The 25,425-nt window shown below is 64.3% G+C and carries 18 protein-coding genes; 7 read left to right on the forward strand and 11 right to left on the reverse strand.

From position 1 onward, the window contains the following. Nucleotide 1 precedes the first annotated feature (1 nt). The 3 genes from QA643_RS30515 to QA643_RS30525 are packed head-to-tail and all read right to left on the reverse strand — an operon-like array spanning nucleotide 2 to nucleotide 2,960. Nucleotides 2–586, reverse strand: a complete 585-nt coding sequence (locus QA643_RS30515; protein ID WP_283029369.1) for an amino acid synthesis family protein — start codon at nucleotides 584–586, stop codon at nucleotides 2–4. Continuing rightward, on the reverse strand, nucleotides 583–1,515 hold the full coding sequence (locus tag QA643_RS30520; protein ID WP_283029370.1) for a UPF0280 family protein: 933 nt from the start codon (nucleotides 1,513–1,515) through the stop codon (nucleotides 583–585). The genes QA643_RS30515 and QA643_RS30520 overlap by 4 nt, the downstream gene beginning before the upstream one ends. Further along, nucleotides 1,512–2,960, reverse strand: a complete 1,449-nt coding sequence (locus QA643_RS30525) for a 6-hydroxynicotinate reductase (RefSeq protein ID WP_283029371.1) — start codon at nucleotides 2,958–2,960, stop codon at nucleotides 1,512–1,514. Before QA643_RS30525 ends, QA643_RS30520 begins: the two co-directional genes overlap by 4 nt. A gap of 285 nt (nucleotides 2,961–3,245) precedes the next feature. On the opposite strand from QA643_RS30525, the gene QA643_RS30530 reads away from it, so the two are divergent. The 5 genes from QA643_RS30530 (at nucleotide 3,246) to QA643_RS30550 (ending at nucleotide 10,765) form a co-directional block, all read left to right on the forward strand. Further along, nucleotides 3,246–3,728 carry a (2Fe-2S)-binding protein gene (locus QA643_RS30530; protein ID WP_283029372.1) on the forward strand — a complete coding sequence of 161 codons (483 nt, stop codon included), beginning with the start codon at nucleotides 3,246–3,248 and terminating at the stop codon, nucleotides 3,726–3,728. Next, nucleotides 3,728–7,276, forward strand: coding sequence for a molybdopterin cofactor-binding domain-containing protein (locus tag QA643_RS30535; RefSeq protein WP_283029373.1), 3,549 nt, complete (start codon nucleotides 3,728–3,730; stop codon nucleotides 7,274–7,276). The genes QA643_RS30530 and QA643_RS30535 overlap by 1 nt, the downstream gene beginning before the upstream one ends. Before the next feature lie 61 nt (nucleotides 7,277–7,337). Continuing rightward, complete coding sequence (pncB, locus tag QA643_RS30540; RefSeq protein ID WP_283029374.1) at nucleotides 7,338–8,642, forward strand: nicotinate phosphoribosyltransferase; 1,305 nt, start codon at nucleotides 7,338–7,340, stop codon at nucleotides 8,640–8,642. Nucleotides 8,643–8,683: 41 nt separating this feature from the next. Next, nucleotides 8,684–9,979 (forward strand): O-acetylhomoserine aminocarboxypropyltransferase, encoded by a 1,296-nt coding sequence (locus QA643_RS30545; RefSeq protein WP_283029375.1) that lies wholly within the window; start codon nucleotides 8,684–8,686, stop codon nucleotides 9,977–9,979. A gap of 3 nt (nucleotides 9,980–9,982) precedes the next feature. Further along, complete coding sequence (locus QA643_RS30550; protein ID WP_283029376.1) at nucleotides 9,983–10,765, forward strand: alpha/beta hydrolase; 783 nt, start codon at nucleotides 9,983–9,985, stop codon at nucleotides 10,763–10,765. 58 nt (nucleotides 10,766–10,823) lie between these two features. On the opposite strand, the gene QA643_RS30555 is transcribed toward QA643_RS30550, so the two are convergent. The 5 genes from QA643_RS30555 to QA643_RS30575 form a co-directional block, all read right to left on the reverse strand. After that, nucleotides 10,824–11,843 carry a trypsin-like peptidase domain-containing protein gene (locus QA643_RS30555; protein ID WP_283029377.1) on the reverse strand — a complete coding sequence of 340 codons (1,020 nt, stop codon included), beginning with the start codon at nucleotides 11,841–11,843 and terminating at the stop codon, nucleotides 10,824–10,826. Nucleotides 11,844–12,090: 247 nt separating this feature from the next. Further along, nucleotides 12,091–12,540, reverse strand: a complete 450-nt coding sequence (locus tag QA643_RS30560; RefSeq protein WP_283029378.1) for a hypothetical protein — start codon at nucleotides 12,538–12,540, stop codon at nucleotides 12,091–12,093. 7 nt (nucleotides 12,541–12,547) lie between these two features. After that, on the reverse strand, nucleotides 12,548–14,152 hold the full coding sequence (locus QA643_RS30565; protein ID WP_283029379.1) for a GMC family oxidoreductase: 1,605 nt from the start codon (nucleotides 14,150–14,152) through the stop codon (nucleotides 12,548–12,550). 119 nt (nucleotides 14,153–14,271) lie between these two features. After that, nucleotides 14,272–14,559 (reverse strand): GIY-YIG nuclease family protein, encoded by a 288-nt coding sequence (locus tag QA643_RS30570; RefSeq protein WP_283029380.1) that lies wholly within the window; start codon nucleotides 14,557–14,559, stop codon nucleotides 14,272–14,274. 115 nt (nucleotides 14,560–14,674) lie between these two features. Further along, nucleotides 14,675–15,901 (reverse strand): cytochrome P450, encoded by a 1,227-nt coding sequence (locus QA643_RS30575; RefSeq protein ID WP_283029381.1) that lies wholly within the window; start codon nucleotides 15,899–15,901, stop codon nucleotides 14,675–14,677. Between the two features lie 184 nt (nucleotides 15,902–16,085). Between QA643_RS30575 and QA643_RS30580 the strand changes: the two genes are divergently transcribed. Further along, entirely contained in the window at nucleotides 16,086–17,687 is a 1,602-nt protein-coding gene (locus QA643_RS30580) for an NAD(P)/FAD-dependent oxidoreductase (protein ID WP_283029382.1), read from the forward strand. A gap of 281 nt (nucleotides 17,688–17,968) precedes the next feature. On the opposite strand, the gene QA643_RS30585 is transcribed toward QA643_RS30580, so the two are convergent. After that, nucleotides 17,969–21,301, reverse strand: a complete 3,333-nt coding sequence (locus QA643_RS30585; protein WP_283029383.1) for a carboxyl transferase domain-containing protein — start codon at nucleotides 21,299–21,301, stop codon at nucleotides 17,969–17,971. Nucleotides 21,302–21,519: 218 nt separating this feature from the next. On the opposite strand from QA643_RS30585, the gene QA643_RS30590 reads away from it, so the two are divergent. Beyond that, a complete protein-coding gene (locus tag QA643_RS30590; protein WP_283029384.1) occupies nucleotides 21,520–22,734 on the forward strand; it encodes a mandelate racemase/muconate lactonizing enzyme family protein in 1,215 nt (404 codons plus the stop codon). A gap of 132 nt (nucleotides 22,735–22,866) precedes the next feature. On the opposite strand, the gene QA643_RS30595 is transcribed toward QA643_RS30590, so the two are convergent. Both QA643_RS30595 and QA643_RS30600 read right to left on the reverse strand, forming a co-directional pair. Continuing rightward, nucleotides 22,867–24,093, reverse strand: coding sequence for an ABC transporter substrate-binding protein (locus QA643_RS30595; RefSeq protein ID WP_283029385.1), 1,227 nt, complete (start codon nucleotides 24,091–24,093; stop codon nucleotides 22,867–22,869). 709 nt (nucleotides 24,094–24,802) lie between these two features. Next, entirely contained in the window at nucleotides 24,803–25,393 is a 591-nt protein-coding gene (locus QA643_RS30600) for a hypothetical protein (protein ID WP_283029386.1), read from the reverse strand. Nucleotides 25,394–25,425: the final 32 nt, after the last annotated feature.

Genomic DNA, 25,425 nt, shown 5'->3' on the forward strand with positions numbered 1-25,425 from the left:
ACTATCGCAAACCGTCTTCGCCTTTGACTTCAGAAACCGTGAGGCCGCCGACGCGCGGCAACGGCCGGCCGCTATCGGTGACCGCCACCGCGACCATGATCTCGTTGGCGCGCGGCGCGTCGTTGATCTGCACTTCCATGCCGTCGAAATGGCTGCGCACGAAGGCTGCGTCCTTGTGGCCGAGTGGAATGTCCAGTGTCGTCCCGGGGCCGCTGCGCTTCTTCGATGAGGGGATCAATGCCGCGCCCTTGCTCAGGACTTTCCGTACCGGCGCGCCCATCTTGGGATGCAGGATCGCCGCCGCGTGCTCGAGTTCGCCATTCTCGCCGACCGCTGCCGCCTTGCCGTAGCTGTGTGCCTTGGCGCCGTCGATGCCGAGCGCGGCAACCGCCTTCTTCGAAAGGAGGTCACCGAGTTCCTCGCCGATCTCGATCAGGGGTGAGAGGTCCTCGACATACCTGCCGGCAAACGGATTTTCGATGACGGCGATGGCCGCGGCCCGCCGGGTCGGCGGCGCAACCTTCTGTCCCATCTCGAGGTGGGTCTCCTCGACCACCGTGACGATCTTGCGAATGATCGCGCTCATGCTACTCGCCTCGCTTCCGATCCATCATGCGCTGCTTCTTCTACCGCGCTTCCGTGAAACGCCGGCAACGTCCCTGCCCTGATCCCTGTTGAGCCCACCACGGCGGTCTCGCCTAGTAGACGCAAGGCCGCACCTTCGATCAATCCTGCCGCAAGCAATTGCTGTGCCCGGCTCACCCCGGCGCGCAGCGCCTCGTCGATCTCGCTTTCCTGGAGCATGCCGACGTCACGGGTGACGAGGCGCGGGCCGAGGTCGTTGTCGGGCTGCAATTCGTTGGCCGGACAGCGGGCGATCGCGGGATGACCGGGCAAGTCGACGGCATTGGCGATGATGGTGGCGGCAGCATCAGCCTGCGACGCCGTTCGCGCCAATACGGTAACAGCGTCGGCGATGCCAAGCGAAAAGCTGCGGCCATGCCGTCCGCTGGTCGCAATGCCGCGCGCCGGATCATCGGCATCGATACGGATGGTTTGCATCACGCCATAATGGTCCGGCCGATCCATCAGCCCAATGGTAAACTGTTCGCCACCGATCAAATGCAGCGCGATGTCGCCGCCATTGTTGGCGTAGGCACGATCAAGCCGCGCCGCGCCCAGCATCGCGCCAAGAATTTCTTCCGCGACGCTGCCTGCTACCGCCGCCATCGGCGTGATGAAGTGATCGGCCGCAAACGGCGCGACTGCCGCATGCATGCGGCGCGCAACGACACCGTTCAGGACACATCGGGCGGGATCGGCGGCCTTTCGAAGCTCGACCAACTCGTCGCAGAGTTCATCGAGCAGGCCGGTGAAGCGCCGCGCTGCAGCTTCATAAGCCGCGCGCACCTCGTTCTCACTTCCCTTTGCCTCGATGATCAGGTCGATCGGACCGTCCTGCAAATGCAGCCGCTTGCCGTCCGGAAGAAGCGCGATTTGCGGGAGCCGTTTCATGCGCGCCGCCCCGGAATGAATGGCATCGGGCGGGTTTCGGTATTGTCCCGCAGCGACGCCAGCGGGCGGACGTGATCCATGTGGCCGCCTAGCGCGGCGTAATCGGACAGTTTCAGTGTGAACTCGATCGGCGCCACCAGCGCCGGCGTCGGCACATAGCCGAACGCGCCGGCCGGCATCTGCGTAACGTCGACCATGAAGGTGATGCCGCCGCCCGGCCAGACGTAGACCGGCGCACCGCCGCTGGTCACCCGCGTCAGCGCATCCTTGACCGAGCGCGTCAGCCGGACCGGGTTGTCGGTGACGCCGGCGCGCAGCGAGCCGCCGGCGCCGCCCATGAACAGCACCGTGCACAGTGCCGGCTCGCAATTCTCCTGGATACGTTCGACCGAAAACTGCAGATCGGGCGGTATCTGCTTCTCGACCGGCCGGAGCGCCTCGTCGAGCTCGTAATAGGCGGCGTGCTCGCCCGTGGTCGAAACCATCAGCATGGTCAGGCCGGGCCGCGCCTCCTTCGGATTGAACGGCCCAAGCACCGACAGCGGATCGGAAATATTGGTGCCGCCCCACCCGGTTCCTGGATCGGCGACCTGGAAGTAACGGCCGGGCGTCGAGCGCCGCCCCTTCATCTTGATCCCGGTATCGGGAATATCGAGCAGCTTGCCGGCCTGGTGTTCCGAGAGCACGCCGGTGATGTGGTCGTCGACGACCACGACCTCATCCACCTTGCCGTGCCATTGCTTGGCGAACATGCCGATGGTCGCCGAGCCGCAGCCTACGCGCATACGCTCCTCGGCCACGCCGTTAACGATCGGCGGGCGGCCGGCCTGCACCACGACCGTAGCGCCGCCATCGATCGTCAGTTCCACCGCCTTGCAGTTGGAGAGGTCCATCAGCGCATCGCAGGTGACGCGGCCTTCCTTCTTGGAGCCGCCGGTCAGATGATGCACGCCGCCGAGCGACAGCATCTGCGAGCCGTATTCGCTCGTCGTCACATGGCCGATCGCCTCGCCTTCCGCACGCACCGTTGCCGTTTCGGGCCCGAGATAGCGGTCGGTGTCGATCTTCACCTTGACGCCGCAATAGCTGAAAATGCCTTCGGTCACGACCGTGACCATATCGACGCCTTCGACTTCCGACGACACGATAAAGGGCGCGGGCTTGTAGTCGGGATAAGTCGTGCCGGCACCGATCGCGGTGACGAACACGCTGGGCTCATGGACGAGCTTGCCGTCCCAATCACCGCCGGCCTGGAACGGCACCAGCCTCCCGCCATGCGACACCGTTCGCTCCAGCACGATGTGCGGATCGACCCGCACCAGCTCGCCATTGTTGTTGGCATAACGATCGCACGCGCCAGCCGCGCCCGGCTTGATGTAGCACATCACCGGACAGGCATCGCAGCGGATCTTGTCGCCACCGGCGGCGGCCATCGTATCTGTCATGAACAGACCTGCGATCGAGAAGGCGCCGGTCGTGCTCCGCCTCCTCGCGGACCCGACCGTTTGTTCGTATACGAACGATGTTGCGCGCGGACGGAAATCCTGTCAAGCGGCCCGGCGGGCGAAAATCCCCGCTTGCCGCATAATACCGCATTTGCCTCGCTCTTTGTTCATAAAGCAGGCAGCGCGCTGCGGCGCGAGACGGCGCGGCTTGCACGTTTGTACACAAACGGTATCTTTCGAAAGCCCAGAGCAAAGTTTGCAATGCAGCGAGGGGCTTGAGGGAGCATGACGCAAAGCACGATGCGCCTGACCGTCAACGGCAAGACTCATGACGTCGATGCCGCACCCGATACCGCATTGCTGTATGTGCTGCGCAACGACCTCGCGCTGAACGGACCGAAATACGGTTGCGGGCTCGGTGAATGCGGTGCCTGCGCGGTGCTGATCGACGGCGTCGCCGCGCGCTCCTGCGTGATCCCGATCGAAGGCTGCGCCGGACGCGACATCGTGACGCTCGAAGGCCTCGGCACGCGTGAGCATCCTGATCCGGTGCAGCAGGCCTTCATCAGCGAACAGGCGGCGCAATGCGGCTACTGCCTCAACGGCATGATCATCACGACGAAGGCGCTGTTGCTGCGCTCCCCTCACCCCTCCGAAGACGAGGTGCTCGAAGCGCTGCGTCATCACCTTTGCCGCTGCGGCGCGCATGTCGAAATCATGCGCGCCGCAATGCGCGCGGCCGGCCATGCGGTTGAGGTGCAGGCGTGATGGCTGCGCCTCACACGCCCGAGCGGTTACAGGGCACGCTGAGCGTCGTTCGGCGCGCTTCGCCGGTCGAAGCCGTTACGTTCGAAACCTTCATCAAGATCACATCGGACGGATCGGTCACCGCCTATAATGGCCATGTCGATCTCGGCACCGGCATTCGCACCGCGCTCGGCCAGATCGTCGCGGAAGAGCTTGACGTGTCGTTTGCGCGCGTCGTGGTCGTGCTCGGCGATACGGCGCTCGTCCCCAATCAAGGCGCGACGATCGCGAGCGAGACGATCCAGATCACGGCTGTGCCGCTGCGCAAGGCTGCGGCCCAGGCGCGGCAGTTCCTCGTCAAGCGCGCGGCCGAGCGGCTGGAGCTTGCGCTCGAAGACCTCGTCATCGAAGACGGCCTGATCCGCGGAAAGGACAATCGCAGTGTCAGCTATGGCGAACTGATCGCGGGCGAAACCATCCAGCTTGAACTGGCAGACGATGTTCCGGTGAAATCCCCCGATGCCTACAGCATCGTCGGGCAGTCGGTGCCGCGCGTCGATTTGCCGGCAAAGGCCACCGGCGAGCTGGTCTATGTGCACGACGTACGCATCCCCGGCATGCTGCACGGCCGCGTCGTCCGTCCGCCCTATGCCGGCGTCGATGTCGGCGACTTCATCGGCAACAGTTTGATCGCGATCGATGAGAGTTCGGTCAGCGATATTCCCGGGCTCGTCGCCGTCGTAAGGCACGGCGATTTCGTCGGCGTCGTCGCCGAGCGCGAGGAGAACGCAATCAAGGCTGCCGCGCAGCTCAAGGTGAGCTGGAAACCGACACCGACCCTCCCCGATCTCAAGGACATCGAAACCGCGTTGCGCGCCAATCCCGCGACGCCGCGCAAGCTGATCGACAAGGGTGATGTCGAGGCCGCGATTGCCGGTGCGGCCAAGCCGATGCCGCGCACCTACATTTGGCCCTACCAGATGCATGCCTCGATCGGCCCATCCTGCGCGGTCGCGGACTACCAGGAGGATCTGACGCGGGTCTGGTCCGGCACGCAAAACCCGCATCATCTGCGCACCGATCTGGCGCGGCTGATCCGCCGGCGCGAAGCCGAGATCGAGGTGATCCGGCTGGAAGCCGCCGGCTGCTACGGCCGAAATTGCGCCGACGACGTCTCCGCCGATGCGGTGCTGCTCTCGCGCGCCGTCGGCCGCCCCGTCCGCGTGCAATTGACGCGCGAGCAGGAGCACGCCTGGGAGCCGAAGGGCACCGCCCAGTTGATGGACGTCAATGGCGGACTGAATGCCGACGGCAGTGTCGCCGGGTATGATTTTGCGACGCGCTATCCTTCGAACGGCGCGCCGACGCTGGCGCTGCTGTTGACCGGCGCCGTGCCGCACACGCCCGCGGTGTTCGAGATGGGCGATCGCACCGCGATCCCGCCTTACGACTACGAAAATCTGCGCGTGGTCGCGAACGACATGCCGCCGATCGTGCGCGCGTCGTGGCTGCGCGGCGTCTCGGCGCTGCCGAACACCTTTGCACATGAATCCTGGATCGACGAATGCGCCAGCGAAACCGGCGTCGACCCGATCGAATACCGCCTGCGCTATCTGAAGGACCCGCGCGCTATCGACCTCGTCAATGCGGTGGCCGAGCGCGCCGGCTGGAAGCCGCGGCCGGTTCGCGAGGACAAGCAGGCCGAAGACGACATTGTGCGCGGGCGCGGCTTTGCCTATGCGCTCTATGTGCACAGCAAGTTTCCGGGCTATGGCGCGGCGTGGTCGGCATGGATCGCCGACGTCGCGGTCAACAAGGCGACCGGCGATGTCAGCGTGACGCGCGTCGTGGCGGGTCAGGATTCCGGCCTGATGATCAATCCGGATGGCGTCCGCCACCAGATCCACGGCAACGTCATCCAGTCGACCAGCCGCGCGCTGATGGAGGAAGTCTCGTTCGACCGCACCTCCGTGACGGCGCGCGAATGGGGCGCCTACCCCATCATCAGGTTTCCCGAGGTGCCCAAGATCGACGTCTTGATGCTGCCGCGGCAGGACCAACCGCCGCTCGGCGTCGGCGAGTCCGCCTCCGTTCCCAGCGCGGCGGCGATCGCCAATGCGATCTATGATGCGACCGGTGTGCGTTTTCGCGAATTGCCGTTCACGCCGGAGCGCATCTTGCGCGGGCTGCGCGGCGAGGAGCAGGCAGCGCCGGAGGCATTGCCCGCACCGCCGCCTCAACCCGCTGCTGCGCGCGCATGGCCAAATCCGTTCGCCATACGCGGCAATGTGTTTGCAACCGCCGCCGCCCTGTGCGCCGCGGCCATCGGAATCGGCGCCGCCACGCTACCGCGCGCCATCGCGCCGATTGCGCGGCCGGATGCCTCGGTCTATTCGGCCGCCACCATCGCCCGCGGCCAGCAACTCGCCGCGCTCGGCGATTGCGCGGTGTGCCATACCTCGGCGAGCGGCTTTCTCAACGCCGGCGGACGACCGCTGCCGACGCCGTTCGGGACTATCTATTCCACCAACATCACGCCCGATGTCGAGACCGGCATCGGCGCGTGGTCCTATCCTGCCTTCGAGCGCGCGATGCGCGAGGGCATCCATCGCGACGGGCGGCAGCTCTATCCGGCGTTTCCGTACACCCATTTCGCGAAAACGACCGATGCCGACATGCAGGCGCTCTATGCCTACCTGATGGCGCAGCCGGCCGTGCGCGCGGAGACGCCGCCGAATGCGCTGGCATTTCCGTTCAACCAGCGTCCGTTGATGGCGGGCTGGAACGCGCTGTTCCACAAAACAGGCACATTCCAGCCTGACCCGGCGAAATCAGAGGCATGGAATCGCGGCGCCTATCTGGTCGAAGGGCTCGGCCATTGCAGCGCCTGCCATTCGCCGCGCAACGCGCTCGGCGCGGAAATCGCTGGTTCCCACCTTGCCGGCGGCTTCGCGGAAGGCTGGGAAGCGCCGGCGCTGACCTCGCTGTCGCAGGCGCCGATCCCATGGAGCGAGGACGAGCTTTTCGCTTATTTGCGAACCGGCGAATCGCGCTTTCACGGCGTCGCGGCCGGGCCGATGGCGCCGGTCGTGAAGGAACTCGCGCCGCTGCCGGATTCCGATATCCGTGCCATGGCAGTCTATCTCGCTTCCTTCAACGCAACCGCGATGGACCGGGCGGCACAGGAGGCGCTCGCTGCGCGGCTCGAATCCGCGACCGGCACCCGCGCCTCGGCGGCCTCCGGCATCGGCGCCCGGATCTACCAGGGCGCCTGCGCCGTGTGCCACGAGGTCGGCGGTGCGCCGCTGTTCGGCAGCCGGCCGTCGCTGGCGCTGAACAGCAACCTGCACAGCACCGCGCCCGACAATCTGATCCAGGTCATCCTGCACGGCATCAGCAAACCGGCCATCACCGACCTCGGCTATATGCCGGCCTTCAGGGACAGCCTGACCGACGGCCAGATCGCGGAGCTCGTCACCTATCTCAGGCAACAATTTGCTCCGGGCAAGCCGGTCTGGAAGGATATTCATGCTGCGATTAACCGTATCCGGCGGGAACAGGCCCGCTGAGCTGCCATGCCGGGGTCAAAATCCCCTAGTTGGGCGGCTTTCGGCACGGTAGAGTTCCGCCATGGCAGTTACCGATATTGCATCCCGAACCTATAATCACGGCTGGCGGCTCGATCCGATCGTGCGCAGCCTGCTCGATACGGATTTCTACAAGCTCTTGATGCTGCAGATGATCCGGGACCTCTACCCGGCTCAGCGCGTCACCTTCTCGGTCATCAACCGCTCCAAGCACGTCCGCCTTGCCGAGATCATCGACGAGGGCGAACTGCGCGCGCAGCTCGATCATGCGCGGACCATCCGCTTCACCAAGAAGGAGATGATCTGGCTCGCCGGTAACACGTTCTACGGCAAGACCCAGATGTTCTCGCCGGACTTCATCAACTGGCTGGCGAACTTCCGCCTGCCCGAATACGAGCTCAACAAGGTCGACGGCCAGTACGAGCTGCACTTCCATGGTCCCTGGACCCACACGACGATGTGGGAGATCCCGGCGCTTGCGATCATGAACGAGTTGCGCTCGCGCCAGGCGACCAAGGGCCAGGGCCGCTTCGTGCTCGACGTGCTCTATGCGCGCGCCAAGGCGAAGCTGTGGGCCAAGGTCGAGCGGCTGCGCAAGCTCGAAGGCTTGCGGTTATCGGACTTCGGCACCCGCCGCCGCCACGGCCACCTCTGGCAACGCTGGTGCGTCGAGGCGGTCAAGGAGGGCCTCGGTCCTTCCTTCACCGGCACGTCCAACGTGCTGCTCGCGATGGACAACGATCTCGAAGCGATCGGCACCAATGCGCATGAGCTGCCGATGGTCGCCGCAGCACTGGCCAACTCGGACGAAGAGCTGCGCTGGGCGCCCTATCGCATCCTCGATCAATGGCGCCACACCTACGGCGGCAACCTTTTGATCGCCCTGCCCGACGCCTTCGGCACCAAGACATTCCTGCGCGACGCGCCCGAATGGGTCGCCGATTGGACCGGCTTTCGACCGGACAGCGCGCCGCCGATCGCGGCGGGCGAGGACATCATCAAATGGTGGAAGCAGAAGGGCCGCGATCCCAAGGACAAGCTGCTGGTGTTCTCCGACGGCATGGATGTCGACTCGATCGAGGAGACCTATCGTCACTTCGCCGGGCGCGTCCGCATTTCGTTCGGCTGGGGTACCAACCTCACCAATGATTTCGTCGGCTGCGCGCCTGATGGTTCCGCCGATCTCGATCCGATCTCGCTGGTCTGCAAGGTGACGTCGGTCGACGGCCGGCCGGCGGTCAAGCTGTCGGATAACCCTGAAAAGGCGACCGGCAGCCCATCCGAGGTCGAACGTTATCTGCGCGTGTTCGGCGATGCCGGCCGCGTCCGCACGCCCGTGCACGTCTGAGCCACCCAATTCCTTCCACCTGTTGACCTGACGAGTCCCGCATGCCCGCACCCAAGCCGCCTGCCTTCGAGACCCTCAGCCTGCATGCCGGCCAGCGGCCGGATCCTGCGACCGGCGCGCGCGCCGTCCCGATCTACCAGACCACCTCCTACGTGTTCCAGGATTCCGATCACGCCGCGGCGCTGTTCAACCTGGAGCGCGCCGGCCACATCTATACCCGCATCTCCAACCCGACGACGGCCGTGCTCGAAGAACGGCTGGCTGCGCTCGAAGCCGGCGTCGGCGCGATCTGCACGGCGAGCGGCATGGCTGCGCTGCATCTGGCCATCGCGACGATCCTCAATGCCGGCGATCATATCGTCGCCTCCTCTTCGCTCTATGGCGGCACGATCAACCTGCTGGCCCACACGCTGCCCCGCTTCGGCATCACGACGACCTTCGTCAAGCCGCGCGCGCTCGACGAATTCCGCGCCGCGATCAGGCCCAACACGCGCCTCGTGATCGGCGAGACCATCGGCAATCCCGGACTTGAGGTGCTGGATATTCCGGAGGTCGCCCGGATCGCGCATGACGCCAGGATTCCGCTTTTGATCGACAACACTTTTGCGACACCGTTCCTCAGCCGCCCGATCGAGCTCGGCGCCGATCTCGTGATGAACTCGGCGACCAAATGGATCGGCGGCCACGGCATTGCGATCGGCGGCGTCATCGTCGATGGCGGCCGGTTCGACTGGCACGCCTCAGGCAAATTCCCGCAGCTCACCGAACCCTATGCCGGCTATCACGGCATCGTCTTCGACGAGCAGTTCGGCCAAGCCGCCTTCATCATGCGCGCGCGCACCGAAGGCCTGCGCGACTTCGGCGCCTGCCTGTCGCCGACCAATGCGTTCCAGCTGCTGCAGGGCGTCGAGACGCTGGGCGTGCGCATGGAGCGTCACATGAGCAACACGCTAGCGGTGCTGGAAGCGCTGACTTCCAACAAAGCGGTCGACTGGGTGCTGCATCCGGCGCTGGAAAATCATCCCGATTATCAGCTCGCGAAGCGGTTGCTGCCGCGCGGCGCGGGATCGATTGTCTCGTTCGGCATCAAGGGTGGACGGGCCGCGGGCAAGAAGTTCATTGAATCCCTGCGCATGATCAGCCATCTCGCCAATGTCGGCGACGCCAAGACGCTGGTGATTCACCCGGCGAGCACCACGCATCAACAGATGGACGCAGACCAGCTCAAGGCCGCCGGGATCGGCGAGGAGCTGGTGCGGCTGTCGGTCGGCATCGAAACCGTGTCCGACATCATCGACGATCTCGGCCAGGCGCTCCGCGCATCGCAGAAGGTTTGATCCATGCAGCTTTCCGTCAATGGCGTTGATACCTTTGTCGCGACCGGCGGCCGGCCGTTCGATCCGTCGCTACCCACGGTGGTGATGCTGCATGGCGCGGGCTTCGACCACTCCACCTGGGCGCTGCATAGCCGCTGGTTCGCCCACCACGGCTATTCCGTGCTGGCGCCCGATTTGCCCGGCCATGGCCGTTCGGGCGGCGAGCCACTGCCGACGATTGCCGACATGGCGGACTGGACGGCCGCGCTGCTCGACGCGGTGCATGCGCCGAAGGCGAAGCTCATCGGGCATTCGATGGGATCGCTGATCGCGCTGGAGACCTCGGGGCGGCATCCGGACAAGGTTTCCGGCCTCTGCCTGATCGGCACGGCCGCGACGATGACGGTGGGCCCCGATCTGCTCAAGGCCGCCGAGATCAACAACCCCGATGCGATCGACATGGTCTCGATCTGGGGCCTCGGCTTCAAGGCCGAGCTCGGCGGCAGCCTCGCGCCGGGACTGTGGATGCACCAGGGCGCGCAGCGCGTGCTGCAGCAGACCCGGCCGGGCGTGCTCTACAACGATCTCAACGCCTGCAACACCTATCAGAACGCGCTAGCAGCCGCCGCGCAGGTCAAGGTGCCCGCGACCTTCATCCTCGGCGAGCGTGACATGATGACGCCGGCGAAGGCCGGCAAGACTCTCGCCGCGGCGACGCCGAATTCGCGCACGATCGTGGTGCCCGGCGCCGGCCACATGATCATGACTGAGGCGCCCGACGAGTTGCTGGCGGCGCTCAGGCAGTAGCGGCGAAACGCACCGGTCTCGTGACCCGCCCCCTCGAGGGGCGGGTGAAGCAGCAGCGTCACTGCCGCGCCGGCTTCCGCTCCACCGGGTGAATATCGATCGCCCGCAGCCGTCCCAGTCGCAACACGTCCATCGACAGCGTGCGGCCGATGCGGTCGCGGTCGAGGGCGCGGATCAAATCGTCGACGCCGTTGATGTTGGCGCCATCGAGCCTGATCACGACATCGCCCGGCAACAGGCCCGCCTTCGCAGCCGGACTGTCCGGCTCGATCTGCGCCAGCAATGCGCCCATCGTGTTGTCGACGCCGGCGACCACCGCATGCCGACGCGGGACCGGCGCAGTCTGGCCGGCGACGCCGATATAGGCGCGGCGGACATAGCCGTGGCGGATGATTTCCGACAGCACGAACTGCGCGGTGTTGCTGGCGACCGCAAAGCAGATGCCCTGCGCGCCGCTGATGATCGCGGTGTTGATGCCGATCACCTCCGCGGCCGACGACACCAGCGGCCCGCCGGAATTGCCGGGATTGAGCGCGGCATCGGTCTGGATCACGTCCTCGATGGTGCGCCCGCTGACTGAGCGGATCGAGCGTCCCAGCGCCGACACCACGCCGGCGGTCACCGTCGATTCGAATCCGAGCGGATTGCCGATCGCGACCACGAGCTGGCCGCGGCGCAGGCTCTTGGAGTTGCCGAGCGAGGCGTAGGCGAGATCGCGCGCACCGTCGGCGCGCAGCAGCGCCAGATCGGTGTCGGGATCGACGCCGAGCACATGCGCATCGCTGACAAAACCCTCGGTGTCGCGCAGGCGAATCTCTTTCGCCGCGCCGACCACATGGCTGTTGGTCAGCACAAGGCCGTCGGGCGAGATCACGATGCCCGAGCCTAGCCCGCCACGCTCACGCGCGTTCCGCACTTTCGGTCCGGTTTCGACGCGCACGACGGCGGGACCGACGCGCTCGGTCACGTCGATCACGGCATTGGAATAGGCATCGAGCAAAACCCGATCAGCGGGGGCAGGCTCGGCCGTTCGCGATGGCGCGACGTCATCGGCGATATCTGAGGTAAAATCCAACATGGCGAGAATCCTTCGGCTTTCTCAGATGGTGGCCGGGAACCGCCTGCGCAAGGTGGGGGCGCAATGGCCGCAGAGCTGGGCCGTCCACGCTCTAACCCCTCATGGTGAGGAGCGCGAAGCGCGTCTCCGGACGATGCTTCGCATCGCCGGGAGAACCATGAGGCCCCGTCTGTGGCCTGCATCCTTCGAGACGCCCGCGTTGCGGGCTCCTCAGGATGAGGGGTGGAAGCGGCTATGACGCCCTGAATTAGGGCAGCCGTCTCAGCTTGCCACCGCGTTCCTTCACCGGATCCAGCAGCGACCAGTCGCCCTCGGGCAGCACATGGCCCTTCGGGAACGGCGCGCGCAGCTCAATTCCGAGCGAGCGCAGCACGCGGTCGTCGCGGTAGTAGCATTGCAGCACGACGCGGACGAGCGTTGCCGCCGCGGCGCCGCCGGTGGCGCGGAACTCCTTTGCGACTTCATCGCGCCTCGCTGCGTCGAGCTCGGCTAGCGACTTGCCGGCAAGGCGGGCGAGACGATCCAGCGCGGCACGCACCAGCAACGTGTCGCGGCCGAGCGTCGCCAGCATGTCGGCCTGAATTGCGGGATCGTCGGCGCCCGGGACTTTGTATTCGTCGCTGGCGGGAACGATCATCGCCGCGATCGTGCGGAGATCGCTGCGCTGGGCGGCGGTCAGTTCATTGCTTGTGGACATGGCAGTCTCAGTCGAAGAGGTTGGCAAGGCGTTGCTTCATCTGGTCGGCGATGAAGAGCGCGATCGCCTGGATGGTCGAGGTCGGGTTGACGCCGCCGGAGGTGACGAACACGCTGCCATCGACGATGAATAGATTCTTCACATCGTGCGAGCGGCCCCATTCGTTGACCACGGAGCGCGCCGGATCGGTGCCCATCCGCGCGGTGCCGAGCAGGTGCCAGCCGCCCCAAGGGATCGGATCGTTGATGCAGATATCGGTGGCGCCGGCAGCCTCGAGGATCTCCCGGCCGCGCGCCAACCCGTGGTCCATCATCTTCCGGCTGTTCGCGCTGATCGTATAGTCGATCTTCGGCGCGGGAATGCCGTGGCTATCCCTGAGCACGGGATCGAGCGTGACGCGGTTGTGCTCCTCAGGCAGGTCCTCGCAGATCGCCGACACCGCGAGGCGATGGCCGTTCAACCGGCGGAACACGCGGTGATGATCCTCGCCCCATGGCAGAATGCCCTTCTGCTCGCTGGCGACCGCTTCGAACACGGGCCCTGCACCGCGGGTGAACTGGATGCCGTAGCCGCGGACGAAGCCGCGCGACAGGTCGGTGTCATAAAACTCCTTGCTCCACAGGCAGGTCGGCGGCGCTCGGTTACTGTCGGTCGGCTCTTTCACAAAACCGTAGATCTGCGCATAGGGATGAAACATCAGGTTTTTGCCGACCAGGCCGGATGAATTGGCGAGGCCGTTCGGGAAGCGGCCGGACACCGAGTTCAGCAGCAGCCGCGGCGTGCCGACGCCGTTGCAGGCGATGATGACGACCTCGGCCGGCTGAAACTGCTCGACGCCCTGCTCGTCGTAATAGACGACGCCGGAGGCCATGCCGTGCTCATTGGTCAGGATCTCGCGCACGCGGCAATGGGTCTTGAGTTCGACGCCGGCGCGGATCGCCTGCGGCCAATAGGTGATGTCGGTCGAGGCCTTGGCGCCCTGCGCGCAGGCCGGCGTGCAATGGCCGAGATTGATGCAGCGCGCCCTGCCCTCGTAATCCATTGTCGCGACCGTGGTATCCGACGGCCACCAGTGCCAGCCGAGCTTGTTCATCGCCTTGCCGATCAGCGGACCGGAGAGACCGAGCGGCTGCGGCGGCATCGGCGGGTATGTCAGCGGCGAGCGCGGATCGCCCGATAGGCCGGAGACGCCCATGATCCGGTCGTTCTCTTCGAAGAACGGGATCAGCGCGTCGTAATCGATCGGCCAGTCGTCGGCGACGCCGTCCAGCGTCTTCACCTTGAAATCGGAAGGATGCAGCCGCGGCCAGTGCGCGGTGTACATCACCGTCGAGCCGCCGACGCCGTTGAAGTTCACGACCTTGATCGGCGAGTTGTCGTCGTTGATTGGGTAATCCTCGGGCCGGGCCCGGACGTTCGGGCTGGTCGACCACTCGCCATAAAACTTCGCCTCCCAGTCGCGCCCTGTGCTCGGATATTCCGACGGCTTCATCCAGCCGCCCTGATCGAGGCAGAGGATATGCATCTTGGTTTCGGCCAAACTCCACGCCACCGCCGCGCCGGACGCGCCGGCGCCGATGATGAGGACGTCAACGGGATCGTGTTTGTTCATTATTGGTCTCAACTCTCTCAGCCGTCATTGCGAGCGTAGCGAAGCAATCCATGCCTCCGCAAGCCGTGAGATGGATTGCTTCGCTTCGCTCGCAATGACGGGGATAGGTTCGGGCAAAATCACGCTAATGACTCGTAGAGGTCTTTCCATCCCGGATTCAGCGCTTCAATCAAAGCCAGCTTTTTGACCCGGCTGCCCGCCTTGATCTGCTTTTCGCGGGTGATCGCGTCGATCATCGTCTCGTGAAGCTCGTACCACACCAGCACCTTGCATCCATACTTTCTTGAGAAGCCGCTCACCAGTCCCTCTCGATGCTCGAAAGCCCGCTTTGGCAGATTAGACGTGACACCAGTGTATAACGTACCGTGACGACGGCTCGCCATGATGTACACGCAAGGTTGCTTCATCGGCGTTCCTCAGACGGCTCCACTGTCATTGCGAGGAGCGCAGCGACGAAGCAATCCATATCTCCGCAAGTGGCGAGATGGATTGCTTCGCTTCGCTCGCAATGACGCGGATAGTTCAACTCACAATCCTCACCGGCAGCGAGCGGATGCCGCGGATGAAATTCGAATAGAGGCGCTGCGGCGGCCCCATGATTTCGAAGCGAAGGTCGCGGTTCAATATTTCCTCCCAGAGGATGCGGATTTGCTGTTCGGCGAGGCGGTCGCCGACGCAGCGGTGGATGCCGGCGCCGAAGGCGAGATGCTGCCGCGGCTTGGCGCGATCGATGATAAATTCATCGGCGCGATCGATCTTGTCTTCATCGCGGTTGCCCGAGATGTACCACATCACCACCTTGTCGCCATTCGCGATGCGCCGGCCGACGAGTTCGGTGTCATGGCGCGCGGTGCGGCGCATATGCAGAACCGGCGTGTGATAGCGGATGATCTCGGAGACGAGGTTCGGGATCAATTCGCGTCGTGCGCGGACCAGTTCGAACTGCTCGGGGTTCTCGCACAGCGCCATCAGCCCGCCGCTCATGGAATTGCGGGTGGTGTCGTTGCCGCCGACGATCAGGAGCGCCATCGTGCCGATGAACTCGCGCGGTTGCAGATGCCGCGTAGCTTCGGAATGGGACAGCATCGAGATCAGGTCGAAAGTCGGCGGCGCGTCGGCACGGGCCTCCCACAATTTGCGGAAATATTCGCCCATCCTGCCAAGCTCATCGTAACGCTCGGCTTCCGAATGCACGACGGCGTCAGGCGAATTGACGTTGGCGATGGCGACATCGGACCACCAGGTCAGCTTCGCGCGATCTTGCCACGGGAAATCGAACAAGGTCGCCAACATCATGTTGGTGAGGTCGGTCGAGACGCGGGCGACCCAATCGAAGGTCTCGTGGCGCGGCAACGCGTCGATCACGTCACAGGTGCGCTTTCGGATCAGCGGCTCGAAATTGGTGAGGTTGGACGGCGCTACGATCGGCGCGACGGTACGCCGCTGCGCGGTATGGCCGGGCGGGTCCATGCGGATGAAGTTGGAAATCTCGCGGCCTTTGGGCTGGTCGGCCACCTGAATACCGCCGAGTTCGGAACTGGACGAATAGGTTTCGTGGTCGAGCTCGACCGCAAAAATGTCGTCGTAGCGCGTCACCGACCAATACGGTCCGAACGGCGAGGCCTCGCAATAATGCACGGGATCGTCACGGCGCAATTGCGCGAACAGCGGCCGCCAGGTGTCGTCCTGATAAAGACGGGGATCGCTGACGTCGATCGAGGGCAGCTTGCGCTGCGCCGCCTGAGCCATCGCTTCCCTCCCCTGGTGCCGTCGCCGCTTGCCGGGCGATCTCTTCCCGACGATAGGGGCAGATGCGGCTGCGAGTAAAGCCGACAGGGCAATGGCCGACCTGCAACCCTGCCCCGCGTCCATGCGGGGTTTGTCCGCCGCCACGAGAGCGGATAGGCTTGAACAAAACACGAGCTTGGGAGCGATGCCGATCTTGGATTACGACGCCATCATCATCGGCGCGGGCCTGTCCGGCCTGTACCAGCTCTACCGCTTGCGCGAACAGGGCCTACGGGTGCGCGTATTCGAAGCCGGTACCGATGTCGGCGGCACCTGGTACTGGAACCGCTATCCCGGCGCGCGCTTCGATTCCGAAAGCTATTCCTATGGCTACTCGTTCTCGAAGGAGTTGCTGCAGGAATGGGAGTGGTCCGAGCACTTTGCCGGCCAGCCAGAAACGCTGCGCTACATCAACTACGTCGCCGACAAGTTCGACCTGCGCCGCGATATCCAGTTTCGCGGCCGGGTGACGGCTGCCGCTTGGGACGAAGACGCGCGAAGCTGGACCATCACGCTCGACGACGGCAGCCGCTTCAATTCGCGCTTCCTGATCACCGCCATCGGGCCACTCTCGACCCCGACGCTGCCGAACATCGCCGGACGCGAGGATTTCAAGGGCGCGGCCTTTCACACCGCGCGTTGGCCGAAGGAGCCGGTGGATCTCGCCGGCAAGCGTGTCGCCGTGATCGGCACCGGCGCGACCGGTATCCAGACGATCCAGACCATCGCCAGCCAGGTCGGCCGTCTAACAGTGTTTCAGCGCACGGCCAACTGGGCCGCGCCGCTGCATAACGGCAAGATCGACGCCGAGACCCAGGCCAAGATCAAGGCTGGCTATCCCGAGATATTCGCGCGCTGCCGCGAAACGTTTGCCTGCTTCATTCACACGCCCGACCCGCGCGGCGCGTTCGAGGTCTCTGACGAGGAGCGCGAGGCCAACTACGAAAGGCTCTATGGCGAACGCGGCTTCGGCATCTGGGTGGGCAATTTCAAGGACATCCTGACCGACCGCAAGGCGAACGCCACGATCTCCGATTTCGTCGCGCGTAAAATCTGCCAGCGGGTGAAGAATCAGGCTGTGGCCGAGAAGCTGATCCCGAAAAACCACGGCTTTGGCACACGCCGGCTGCCGCTCGAGACCTTCTATTACGAGGTCTACAACCAGAACAATGTCGAGCTGGTTGACATCAAGGAGACGCCCATCGAGCGGATCACGGCCAAGGGCATCAAGACCGGCGACCGGGAATACGAGTTCGATATCATCATCTATGCAACCGGCTTTGATGCCATTACCGGCAGCTTCGACAAGATTGACTTCCGTGGCGTCGGCGGTGTCCGGCTGAAGGACAAATGGAAGCGCGGGCCCGAGACCTATCTCGGTATCATGGTGCACGAATTTCCGAACATGCTGATGCTGATGGGCCCGCACACCGCGCTCGGCAACATCCCGCGCAGCATCGAATACAGCGTCGATTGGGTCACCGGCCTGATCAATTTCGCGATGGAAAAGCGACTGACGCGGCTGGAGGCGACGCCGGAGGGCGTCAAATCCTGGACCGATCACGTCAAGGCGCTTGGCGAGGGCATGCTGTCCAGCGAGGTCGATTCCTGGATGACCGGCATCAATTCCAATGTCGAAGGCAAGCAGAGGCGCATCGTCGCCCGCTACAGCGGCAGCGCCCCGGCGTACCGCGCGAGATGCGACGAGGTTGCGGCGAAGGGGTATGCGGAGTTGCGGCTGGGGTAGTGGAATCCCGAGATGCCCCCTCCCGTCATTGCGAGCGAAGCGAAGCAATCCATAGCGCCACATGCGGAGGCATGGATTGCTTCATCACTTCGCTCCTCGCAATGACGCGAGATAGCAGCGCAACTCAGCAAATGTCATCCCCCGCGAAGGCGGGGGATCCAGTACGCCGCGACGTCTCGGCGCAATCGTTGGCGTCTCTGGGATACTGGGTCACCCGCCTGCGCGGGTGACGACAACTGAGCCTGAACTCTCATTCTCGCGATACGTCTTACCAGAGGCAACTACCACGCATCGATGCACGGCCGCTTTTTCGTCGTGCGCGGCTCCACCTTCGGCACCGAGCGCAGGCCCGACATGATCCAGTGTCTCGTCTCGGCGGGATCGATCACCTCGTCGATTTCAAGCACGGAGGCGATCGAGACCGCCTTGCCGTTGGCGTAGAGCTCGGCGACCTTGGCCTTGTAATAGTCTTCGCGCTCTGCGGGATCATCGATCGCTTCCATTTCCTTGCGGAAGCCGAGCCGCACATAGCCCTCAAGCCCCATGCCGCCAAATTCGCCGGTCGGCCAGGCCACCGTGAAGAAGGAGGCATGAAAACCGCCGCCGATCATCGATTGCGCGCCAAGGCCATAGCCCTTGCGCAGGACGATGCCGAACAGCGGCACGGTGAGGCTCGCGCCGGTCACGAACATGCGCGCCACATGGCGTACGATCGCGGTCTTTTCCGCTTCGGGGCCGACCATGAAGCCCGGCGTATCGCACAGCGAGAGTATCGGAATGTCGAAGGCATCGCAGAGCTGCATGAAGCGCGCGGCCTTGTCGCCGGCCGGCGCATCGATCGCCCCGCCGAGATGTTTTGGGTTGTTGGCGATCAGGCCGAACGGCTTTCCCTCGATGCGGATGAAGGCGGTGATCATACCGACGCCAAAATCCCGGCGGATTTCCAGCACCGAACCTTCGTCGGCCAAGAGATCGATGACGCTGCGGATATCGTAGACGCGCAGGCGGTTTTCCGGGATCGCCCGCCGCAAGAGACGCTGGTCCGGCGCCTTCCAGTCGGCGACTGCGCCCTGGAAGTAGGAGAGATATTTCTGCGCGGCGATCGTCGCTTCCGCCTCGTCCTCCACGAGAATGTCGATCACGCCGTTCGGCGCCTGGAACGACACCGGGCCGACTTCGGCCGGATGATAGACGCCGAGCCCGCCGCCCTCGATCATGGCGGGGCCGCCCATGCCGATCGACGCGTTCTGGGTGGCGATGATGACGTCGCAGCAGCCGAGCATGGCGGCGTTGCCGGCAAAGCAATAGCCGGAGACGATACCGATGACCGGCACGAGGCCCGAGAGTTTGGCGAACTGCACGAAGGACGGCCCGTCGAGACCGGTCATGCCGAGCCGGTCGGTATCACCGGGACGGCCGCCGCCGCCCTCGGCATAGAACACCAGCGGCAACCGCCATTGCTCGGTCAGGCTGAGCATGCGGTCGATCTTCTTGTGGTTCATGTGGCCCTGCGTGCCGGCCAGCACGGTATAGTCGTAGGCGATTACCACGCAGCGGGCAGCGTCCGCACCGAACAGCTTCGTATTCACGGTGGCGATGCCCGAGATCAGGCCGTCGGCCGGCGTGTTGCGGATGAGGTCGTCGACCGTCCGCCGACGCCGCTGGGCGGCGATGGCGAGCGAGCCATATTCGACAAAGGAGCCTTCATCGACGAGATGGGCGACGTTCTCGCGCGCCGTGCGCTGGTTGGTCTTGCGGCGGCGCTCGACCGAGGCGGGACGGTTTTCATCCAGCGTGACGGCGCGGCGCTCGATCAGCTCGGCCAGATCGGGGCGGATGTGGTCGAGATCGACGTCCTCTTCCTCAGCCACGTCGTGGGCGTCGATCTCGGCCGGCTCGAGATAGAGGATCACCTCGTCCTGCATCAGCGTCACGCCGGGGCCTGCTGCAATCTCCGTCACCCGGCCGCCATGCGGCGCGGTAACCAGATGCTCCATCTTCATGGATTCCAGCACGGCGATCTGTTGGCCGGGACGAACGAGGTCTCCCTCCTCGACATCAACAGCGACGATCGTGCCTTGCAGCGGCGCCGGCACGGCCACCGAACCTGCCGGGCCGCTTGCCGATGCCGCAACCGCAACGGCAAGGGTCTCGTCATCGGCGGCGCTGCCGGCGTCGGCCAGCTCCGTCTCCGCCACTTCCTCGGTCGCGCGTTTGGCTTCGCCGACGAGGGCGGCGGCATGCCGGTCGATGAAGCCGGTAGAGAGGCGGTTCTCGATAAAGTCCGGATGCGCCAGGATCGCGGCGAGGAACGGCAGGTTGGTGGCGACGCCGTCGATGCGAAACTCGCGCAGCGTGCGCGAGGCCTTGTGTACGATATCGGTCCAGTTACCACCAGGCGAATGCACGATCACCTTGGCGAGCAACGAGTCGAACGCGGCGCTGGTGCGGTATCCCGAATAGCCGAACGTATCGACGCGGACGCCGGGGCCGGACGGCAGGTCGAACATCGCCAGCGTCCCGCCGGTCGGTTTCGTTGCTCCTGATACGTCCATCACTTCCATGTTGACGCGGAGTTGCATCGCAAAGCCGCGTGGCCGCGGGATATAGCCCTGCGCGAGGCCGAGCGAGCCGAGGGTGGCGCCGGCCGCGACCGCAAGCTGCGACTGCACGAGGTCGACCCCGAGCACCTGCTCGGTGACGGTATGCTCGACCTGCAGCCGCGGGTTGGCCTCGATGAAGGCAAAGGCACGGTCGCTGGTGCGGGCGTCGTTATCGACCAGGAATTCGAACGTGCCGAGATTGTCGTAATTGGCGGCGGCGGCGAGCTCCTTGGCCGCATCGATGATGCGGATACGCAGCGCGTCGCTCAAGGACGGGCTCGGCGCGACCTCGATGAGCTTCTGGTTGCGGCGCTGCACCGTGCATTCGCGCTCCCAGAGATGGCTGATCGCGCCGTGATGGTCGCAGATGATCTGCACCTCGATATGGCGGGCGTTGCGGATCAGGCGCTCGACATAGACGCCCTCGCTGCCGAAGGCGGCCATCGCCTCGGACTGGCAGCGGGCATAGGCTTCCTCCAGCTGCGCCGGGTCATCCACGATGCGCATGCCGCGGCCGCCGCCGCCGGCAATCGCCTTGATCATGATGGCGCCGCGCTCACCCTGCGATTCCAGGAAGGCTCTTGCCTCCTCCAGGCTGGTCGAACCGCTGGTGCCATCAATAATGGGGACGCCGCATTGCTTCGCCAGCGCCTTGGCCTGCGCCTTGTCGCCGAACAGGTCGAGCGCTTCCGGCGACGGCCCGACGAAGACGATATTTTCCTCGATGCAGCGCCGGGCGAAGCTGGCATTCTCGCTGAGGAAGCCATAGCCCGGGTGGATGGCGTCGCATTCGGTCGCCTTGGCAGCGGCGATGACCGCCTCGATATCGAGATAGGCCCGCGCGCCTCGCCCGGGGATTTCATGGGCGCTGTCTGCGGCGCGGACGTGCAGCGACTGGGCATCGTCAGCGGAGTGGATCGCAATAGCGGCGAGCCCGGCATCACCCGCCGCACGCGCGATACGGATGGCGATCTCGCCGCGATTGGCGATCAAGAGCTTGTTGAAGGACATGGACGTTTCGTTGGCCCCTATGCTCGCGGCCTGAATTCGCCAGCGAAAACCGCTGTTGATTCAGATTCTTGTTGGCAGGCATGACAGCCTTGCGGGAATGGCGATGCAAGTGGAATTTTGTTCCGCGCAACGGGAAATCACCGCCCCGTCATTGACGCTTCACGCAAACCATTGTTGTTATCGGAACAACCACAACAATAAGCCCTGGGGCGGAAATCATGAAAAAAGCCACCACCGTAAGAAGCGTCGAGACGCTCGCCTGCGACGCCGGCTGGCGGAACTATCACTTCGTCAAGATCACGAGCGAGGACGGCATCGTCGGCTGGAGCGAGTATGACGAGGGCTTTGGCGCCCCCGGCGTGACGGCCGCCATCGAGCGGCTCGGGGCGCGCGTCGTCGGCAAGAACGCTTACCAGCACGAGCGGATCTATGCGGAGCTGTTTGCCGCGACGCGGCCCGCCGCCGGCGGCGTGGTGGCGCTGGCGCTCGGCGCCCTCGAGAACGCCCTGCTCGACGTCAAGGCCAAGGCGTTAGGGGTGCCCTGCTACGAGCTGCTCGGCGGCAAGATCCGCGACCGCATCCGCGTCTACTGGTCACACTGCGCGACCTGGCGCATCAACCATCCCGACTGGTTCAAGCCCGCCATCACCAGCCTCGACGGCGTCAAGTCGATCGGCAATGAGGTGCGCGAGAAGGGCTTTACGGCGATGAAGACCAACATCTTCGTCTATACCGACGGTAAGCCGCAGGGCTGGCGCCCCGGCTTCGGCTCGCCGTTCGAACCGGAGATCAATGTCGACCGCGCGGTGCTGCGAAACCTCTGCATGCATCTGGAAGCGATCCGCGACGGCGCTGGCCCCGATGTTGACCTGCTGCTCGACCTCAACTTCAACGCCAAGACCGAAGGCTATTTGAAGATCCTGCGCGCCATCAAGGACATGGACCTGTTCTGGGTGGAGATCGACACCTTCAATCCGCAGGCATTGGGCTACATCCGCCGCCAGAGCCCGCATCCGGTCTCGTCCTGCGAGACGCTGCTCGGCCTGCGCGAATTTCTGCCCTATTTCACCGAACAGGCGATGGACATTGCGATCATCGACACGCCCTGGAACGGGGTATGGCAATCGATGAAGATCGCGGCCGCCGCCGAGCATTTCGAGGTCAATGTCGCCCCGCATAATTTCTACGGCCATCTCTGTACCATGCAGAACGCGCACTTCTCGGCCGCGGTGCCGAACTTACGCATCATGGAAACCGATATCGACCGCCTGGCATGGGACCACGAACTGTTCACCCACGTGCCTGAGATCGTCGATGGCCACCTCGTCATGCCCGATCGCCCCGGCTGGGGCACCGAGCCCAACGAGGAAGGCCTGCGGGCGCACCCGCCGAAGAGCAAAGGCGGGCTGTTGAACTACGGGCAGAAGAAGTAGGCGCGGAGCTCCGTTGTCATACCCCGCGCATGCGGGGTATCCAGTACGCCGTGGCTCATCGGCAAAGTCACCGGCGTCTCGGCGTACTGGATTGCCCGCCTTCGCGGGCAATGACAGCCATAGTGTAAAATCTCACTTATCGCCCGCCGCACCCAAAAACGCGCTCTCGATGACATCGCCGATCGGTTGCCAGGCGTTACCGTCGAATTGCACCAGCCGCATCTGCTCGATCGGATGAAAGTCGGACGGCCCGGTGTTGATCGTAATTCCCGGAAACGCGACCGTGCTCTGGTAATTCCGCAGCGACGCCGCCTGCCGCATGATGTTCTCGCGCGACAGGTCGTCGCCGCACTGGATCAAGACCCGTGCCAGCGTTTCGGCCGCTGCGTAGCCGAAGATGGCGTTGCCGTCTTCCTTGTCGCCGTCAGGATAATATTTGTCCATGAAGGCGAGCCACTCCTTGATGCCGGCGTCATCGTTCCAGCTGGCATCACTGGCGTCCTTTAGGAACGAGGTCGAGATCACCCCGACGGAATTCTGCAGTCCCGCCGGCCGCAGCGCGCTCGCGATCGAGGCCGCGGCGTTCACCAGCACCAGCACCGGATGCCAGCCCAGTTCGGCGGCCTTGCGGATCGCACGCGCCGAGATCGGCGGCGCGCAGTTGAGCACCAGCACCTCGGCGCCGGAGTTCTTGAGGATATCGACCTGCGCATCGATCGACATGTCGGCGTCGATGGCGATATCGGCCACGATCATGTCGGCGGTGATGCCGAGCCCCTCCTGCAATCCGCGGAACAGGTCGCGGCCGAACTGATCGTTCTGCCAGAGCACGGCGATCTTCCGGCTCGGATAGGCGGCCTGGATGTAATTGGCGTAGATCTGCCCTTCCGATCGGAACGTCGGCTGCCAACCCATCGTCCACGGAAAGCGCTTCGGATGCGCCCACTCCTCATCGCCGGAGGCGACAAAGAGCTGCGGGATGTTCCGCTCGTTGAGATAGCTTCGCGTCGCAAGGTTACTCGGCGTGCCGAACGATCCGAACATCAGGTGCACCCGCTCCTGCTCGACGAGGTCGCGGGTGTGCTCGATCGCGGCTTTCGGATTCGAGCTGTCGTCACGCGAGATGAATTTTACCTTGCGCCCGTTGATGCCGCCGCGCTCGTTGATCATGTCGAAATACGCGGCCTCGGCCCTGCCGATCGAGGCGAACGCGGCGAGCGGCCCGGTATACGGCATGATGTTGCCGATCCGGATCTCGGTGTCGGTCACGCCGGCAGCGCGGGTTGGCGAGGTCCAGATCGATGCCAGGAACAACGCGGCGAAGAGGGCTGCTGGCAGCCATTTTATTCTTGTTTTCATCAACCCGCCCTCGTACGCGAGCCGTTGAGAGCTCGTGACGCCACCCAGCGGACGCGATGATAGCGCGAGAGATCCGGTTGTTAAAATGAAATGTTGACGGCGCGGCTTCACGCCCGGTCGGCCTTCAGTCTTCCTAAATGAGACGTTGCGGTTCAGGCGCGTTTGATGTCCGATATGCCTATTGGCAGCGGCGCGAATTCGAACCTCGCCGGGATATCCGAGTTGTGCCCAAGCCGTGTGTGCAAGGAGGTCGAGGCATGAGGATAGCGATCGTAGCTTTGGGAGCGTCCCTGGTCCTGTGTAACGTCGGCACGTTTAGTGCCGCAGCGCATGCGCAGACCGCCCAAGTCGTTCGTGAACCACGGGAAAGGCCCATCATCAGGGTGCCCGTCATAAGGCCAACTCCCTACTGGGATTCCAATGTTGTTCCACGATATCGTTATCGCCCTGAGGACGACCGGGTCGATCCGTGCGGCGGGCCCGTCGTGCCGGTGATACGCTATGGACCCCAGGAGCAAACGGTTCCGTTGTGGCTGGCGAATGAATTGGGTCTCGGCCTTATCCATGGGCGGGATTGGCCGTGCAGGGGCCGACGGTACTAAACCGATGGAGCAGAAAATTTCTGCTTGGTTCCCAAGAGCCACTTTCTGCATCTTCACGAGCGGCCCGAAGCGGAGTTCAGCCACCGTCGCTTGGTTCGGCCGCTCGCTCAATTGCCACTGTCGCGGCGTACTGGGCCGCCCGCTTTCGCGGGCGATGACGGTTGCCGGGTAGGAAGCGGCGTCACAACACTCTTGGCCGACTTCTTTTCCGATTTCTCGATATGCCGATACACCTTCTGCAGCTCATGTGCGGCCTCGACGCTGCCCTGCTCGATCGCGTGCTTGTACCAGCGAACCGCTTCATTCAAATCCGGCGCTACTTCAAGTGCGCCCATGACATAGATCCGCGCGAGCGCCAGCGTGTGTATGACCCCTGCCCCGAGTTCGACTGCCTTGAGATGATGGCTGAAACGCCGGCGAGCCTTCTCATCATACGGAAGATCGCCCAAGCCGATGTCATAGGCGCCTCTCAACTGCAGGTGCGTTTCGACATCCTCCTGGTTCATCGTCGTCTCGACATCGAAAATCAGTGCATCAACCTCCGCTCGAGACAGACCAGCCTTGTCGCCCATCGTGGCCAGCATCACACGAGCCGACATATCGCCTTCCGCGATGGCTTGCCGGATCAGAACGAGCGCCTCTTCATTCCGTTTGGCTACTCTCAGCTCCGCCACCTGGAGACGCCATCCTTCCCCCATGCTCCCTCCTCCGAGGATGATTGGTGGGCACG

The sequence above is a fragment of the Bradyrhizobium sp. CB3481 genome (genome assembly GCF_029714305.1).
GTDB lineage: Bacteria > Pseudomonadota > Alphaproteobacteria > Rhizobiales > Xanthobacteraceae > Bradyrhizobium.

What these genes read in the sequence shown, in the direction of transcription:
- QA643_RS30515 (WP_283029369.1), bottom strand. Translation starts at nt 586, where the DNA reads ATGAGCGCGATCATTCGCAAGATCGTCACGGTGGTCGAGGAGACCCAC.
- QA643_RS30520 (WP_283029370.1), bottom strand. Translation starts at nt 1,515, where the DNA reads ATGAAACGGCTCCCGCAAATCGCGCTTCTTCCGGACGGCAAGCGGCTG.
- QA643_RS30525 (WP_283029371.1), bottom strand. Translation starts at nt 2,960, where the DNA reads ATGACAGATACGATGGCCGCCGCCGGTGGCGACAAGATCCGCTGCGAT.
- QA643_RS30530 (WP_283029372.1), top strand. Translation starts at nt 3,246, where the DNA reads ATGACGCAAAGCACGATGCGCCTGACCGTCAACGGCAAGACTCATGAC.
- QA643_RS30535 (WP_283029373.1), top strand. Translation starts at nt 3,728, where the DNA reads ATGGCTGCGCCTCACACGCCCGAGCGGTTACAGGGCACGCTGAGCGTC.
- pncB (WP_283029374.1), top strand. Translation starts at nt 7,338, where the DNA reads ATGGCAGTTACCGATATTGCATCCCGAACCTATAATCACGGCTGGCGG.
- QA643_RS30545 (WP_283029375.1), top strand. Translation starts at nt 8,684, where the DNA reads ATGCCCGCACCCAAGCCGCCTGCCTTCGAGACCCTCAGCCTGCATGCC.
- QA643_RS30550 (WP_283029376.1), top strand. Translation starts at nt 9,983, where the DNA reads ATGCAGCTTTCCGTCAATGGCGTTGATACCTTTGTCGCGACCGGCGGC.
- QA643_RS30555 (WP_283029377.1), bottom strand. Translation starts at nt 11,843, where the DNA reads ATGTTGGATTTTACCTCAGATATCGCCGATGACGTCGCGCCATCGCGA.
- QA643_RS30560 (WP_283029378.1), bottom strand. Translation starts at nt 12,540, where the DNA reads ATGTCCACAAGCAATGAACTGACCGCCGCCCAGCGCAGCGATCTCCGC.
- QA643_RS30565 (WP_283029379.1), bottom strand. Translation starts at nt 14,152, where the DNA reads ATGAACAAACACGATCCCGTTGACGTCCTCATCATCGGCGCCGGCGCG.
- QA643_RS30570 (WP_283029380.1), bottom strand. Translation starts at nt 14,559, where the DNA reads ATGAAGCAACCTTGCGTGTACATCATGGCGAGCCGTCGTCACGGTACG.
- QA643_RS30575 (WP_283029381.1), bottom strand. Translation starts at nt 15,901, where the DNA reads ATGGCTCAGGCGGCGCAGCGCAAGCTGCCCTCGATCGACGTCAGCGAT.
- QA643_RS30580 (WP_283029382.1), top strand. Translation starts at nt 16,086, where the DNA reads ATGCCGATCTTGGATTACGACGCCATCATCATCGGCGCGGGCCTGTCC.
- QA643_RS30585 (WP_283029383.1), bottom strand. Translation starts at nt 21,301, where the DNA reads ATGTCCTTCAACAAGCTCTTGATCGCCAATCGCGGCGAGATCGCCATC.
- QA643_RS30590 (WP_283029384.1), top strand. Translation starts at nt 21,520, where the DNA reads ATGAAAAAAGCCACCACCGTAAGAAGCGTCGAGACGCTCGCCTGCGAC.
- QA643_RS30595 (WP_283029385.1), bottom strand. Translation starts at nt 24,093, where the DNA reads ATGAAAACAAGAATAAAATGGCTGCCAGCAGCCCTCTTCGCCGCGTTG.
- QA643_RS30600 (WP_283029386.1), bottom strand. Translation starts at nt 25,393, where the DNA reads ATGGGGGAAGGATGGCGTCTCCAGGTGGCGGAGCTGAGAGTAGCCAAA.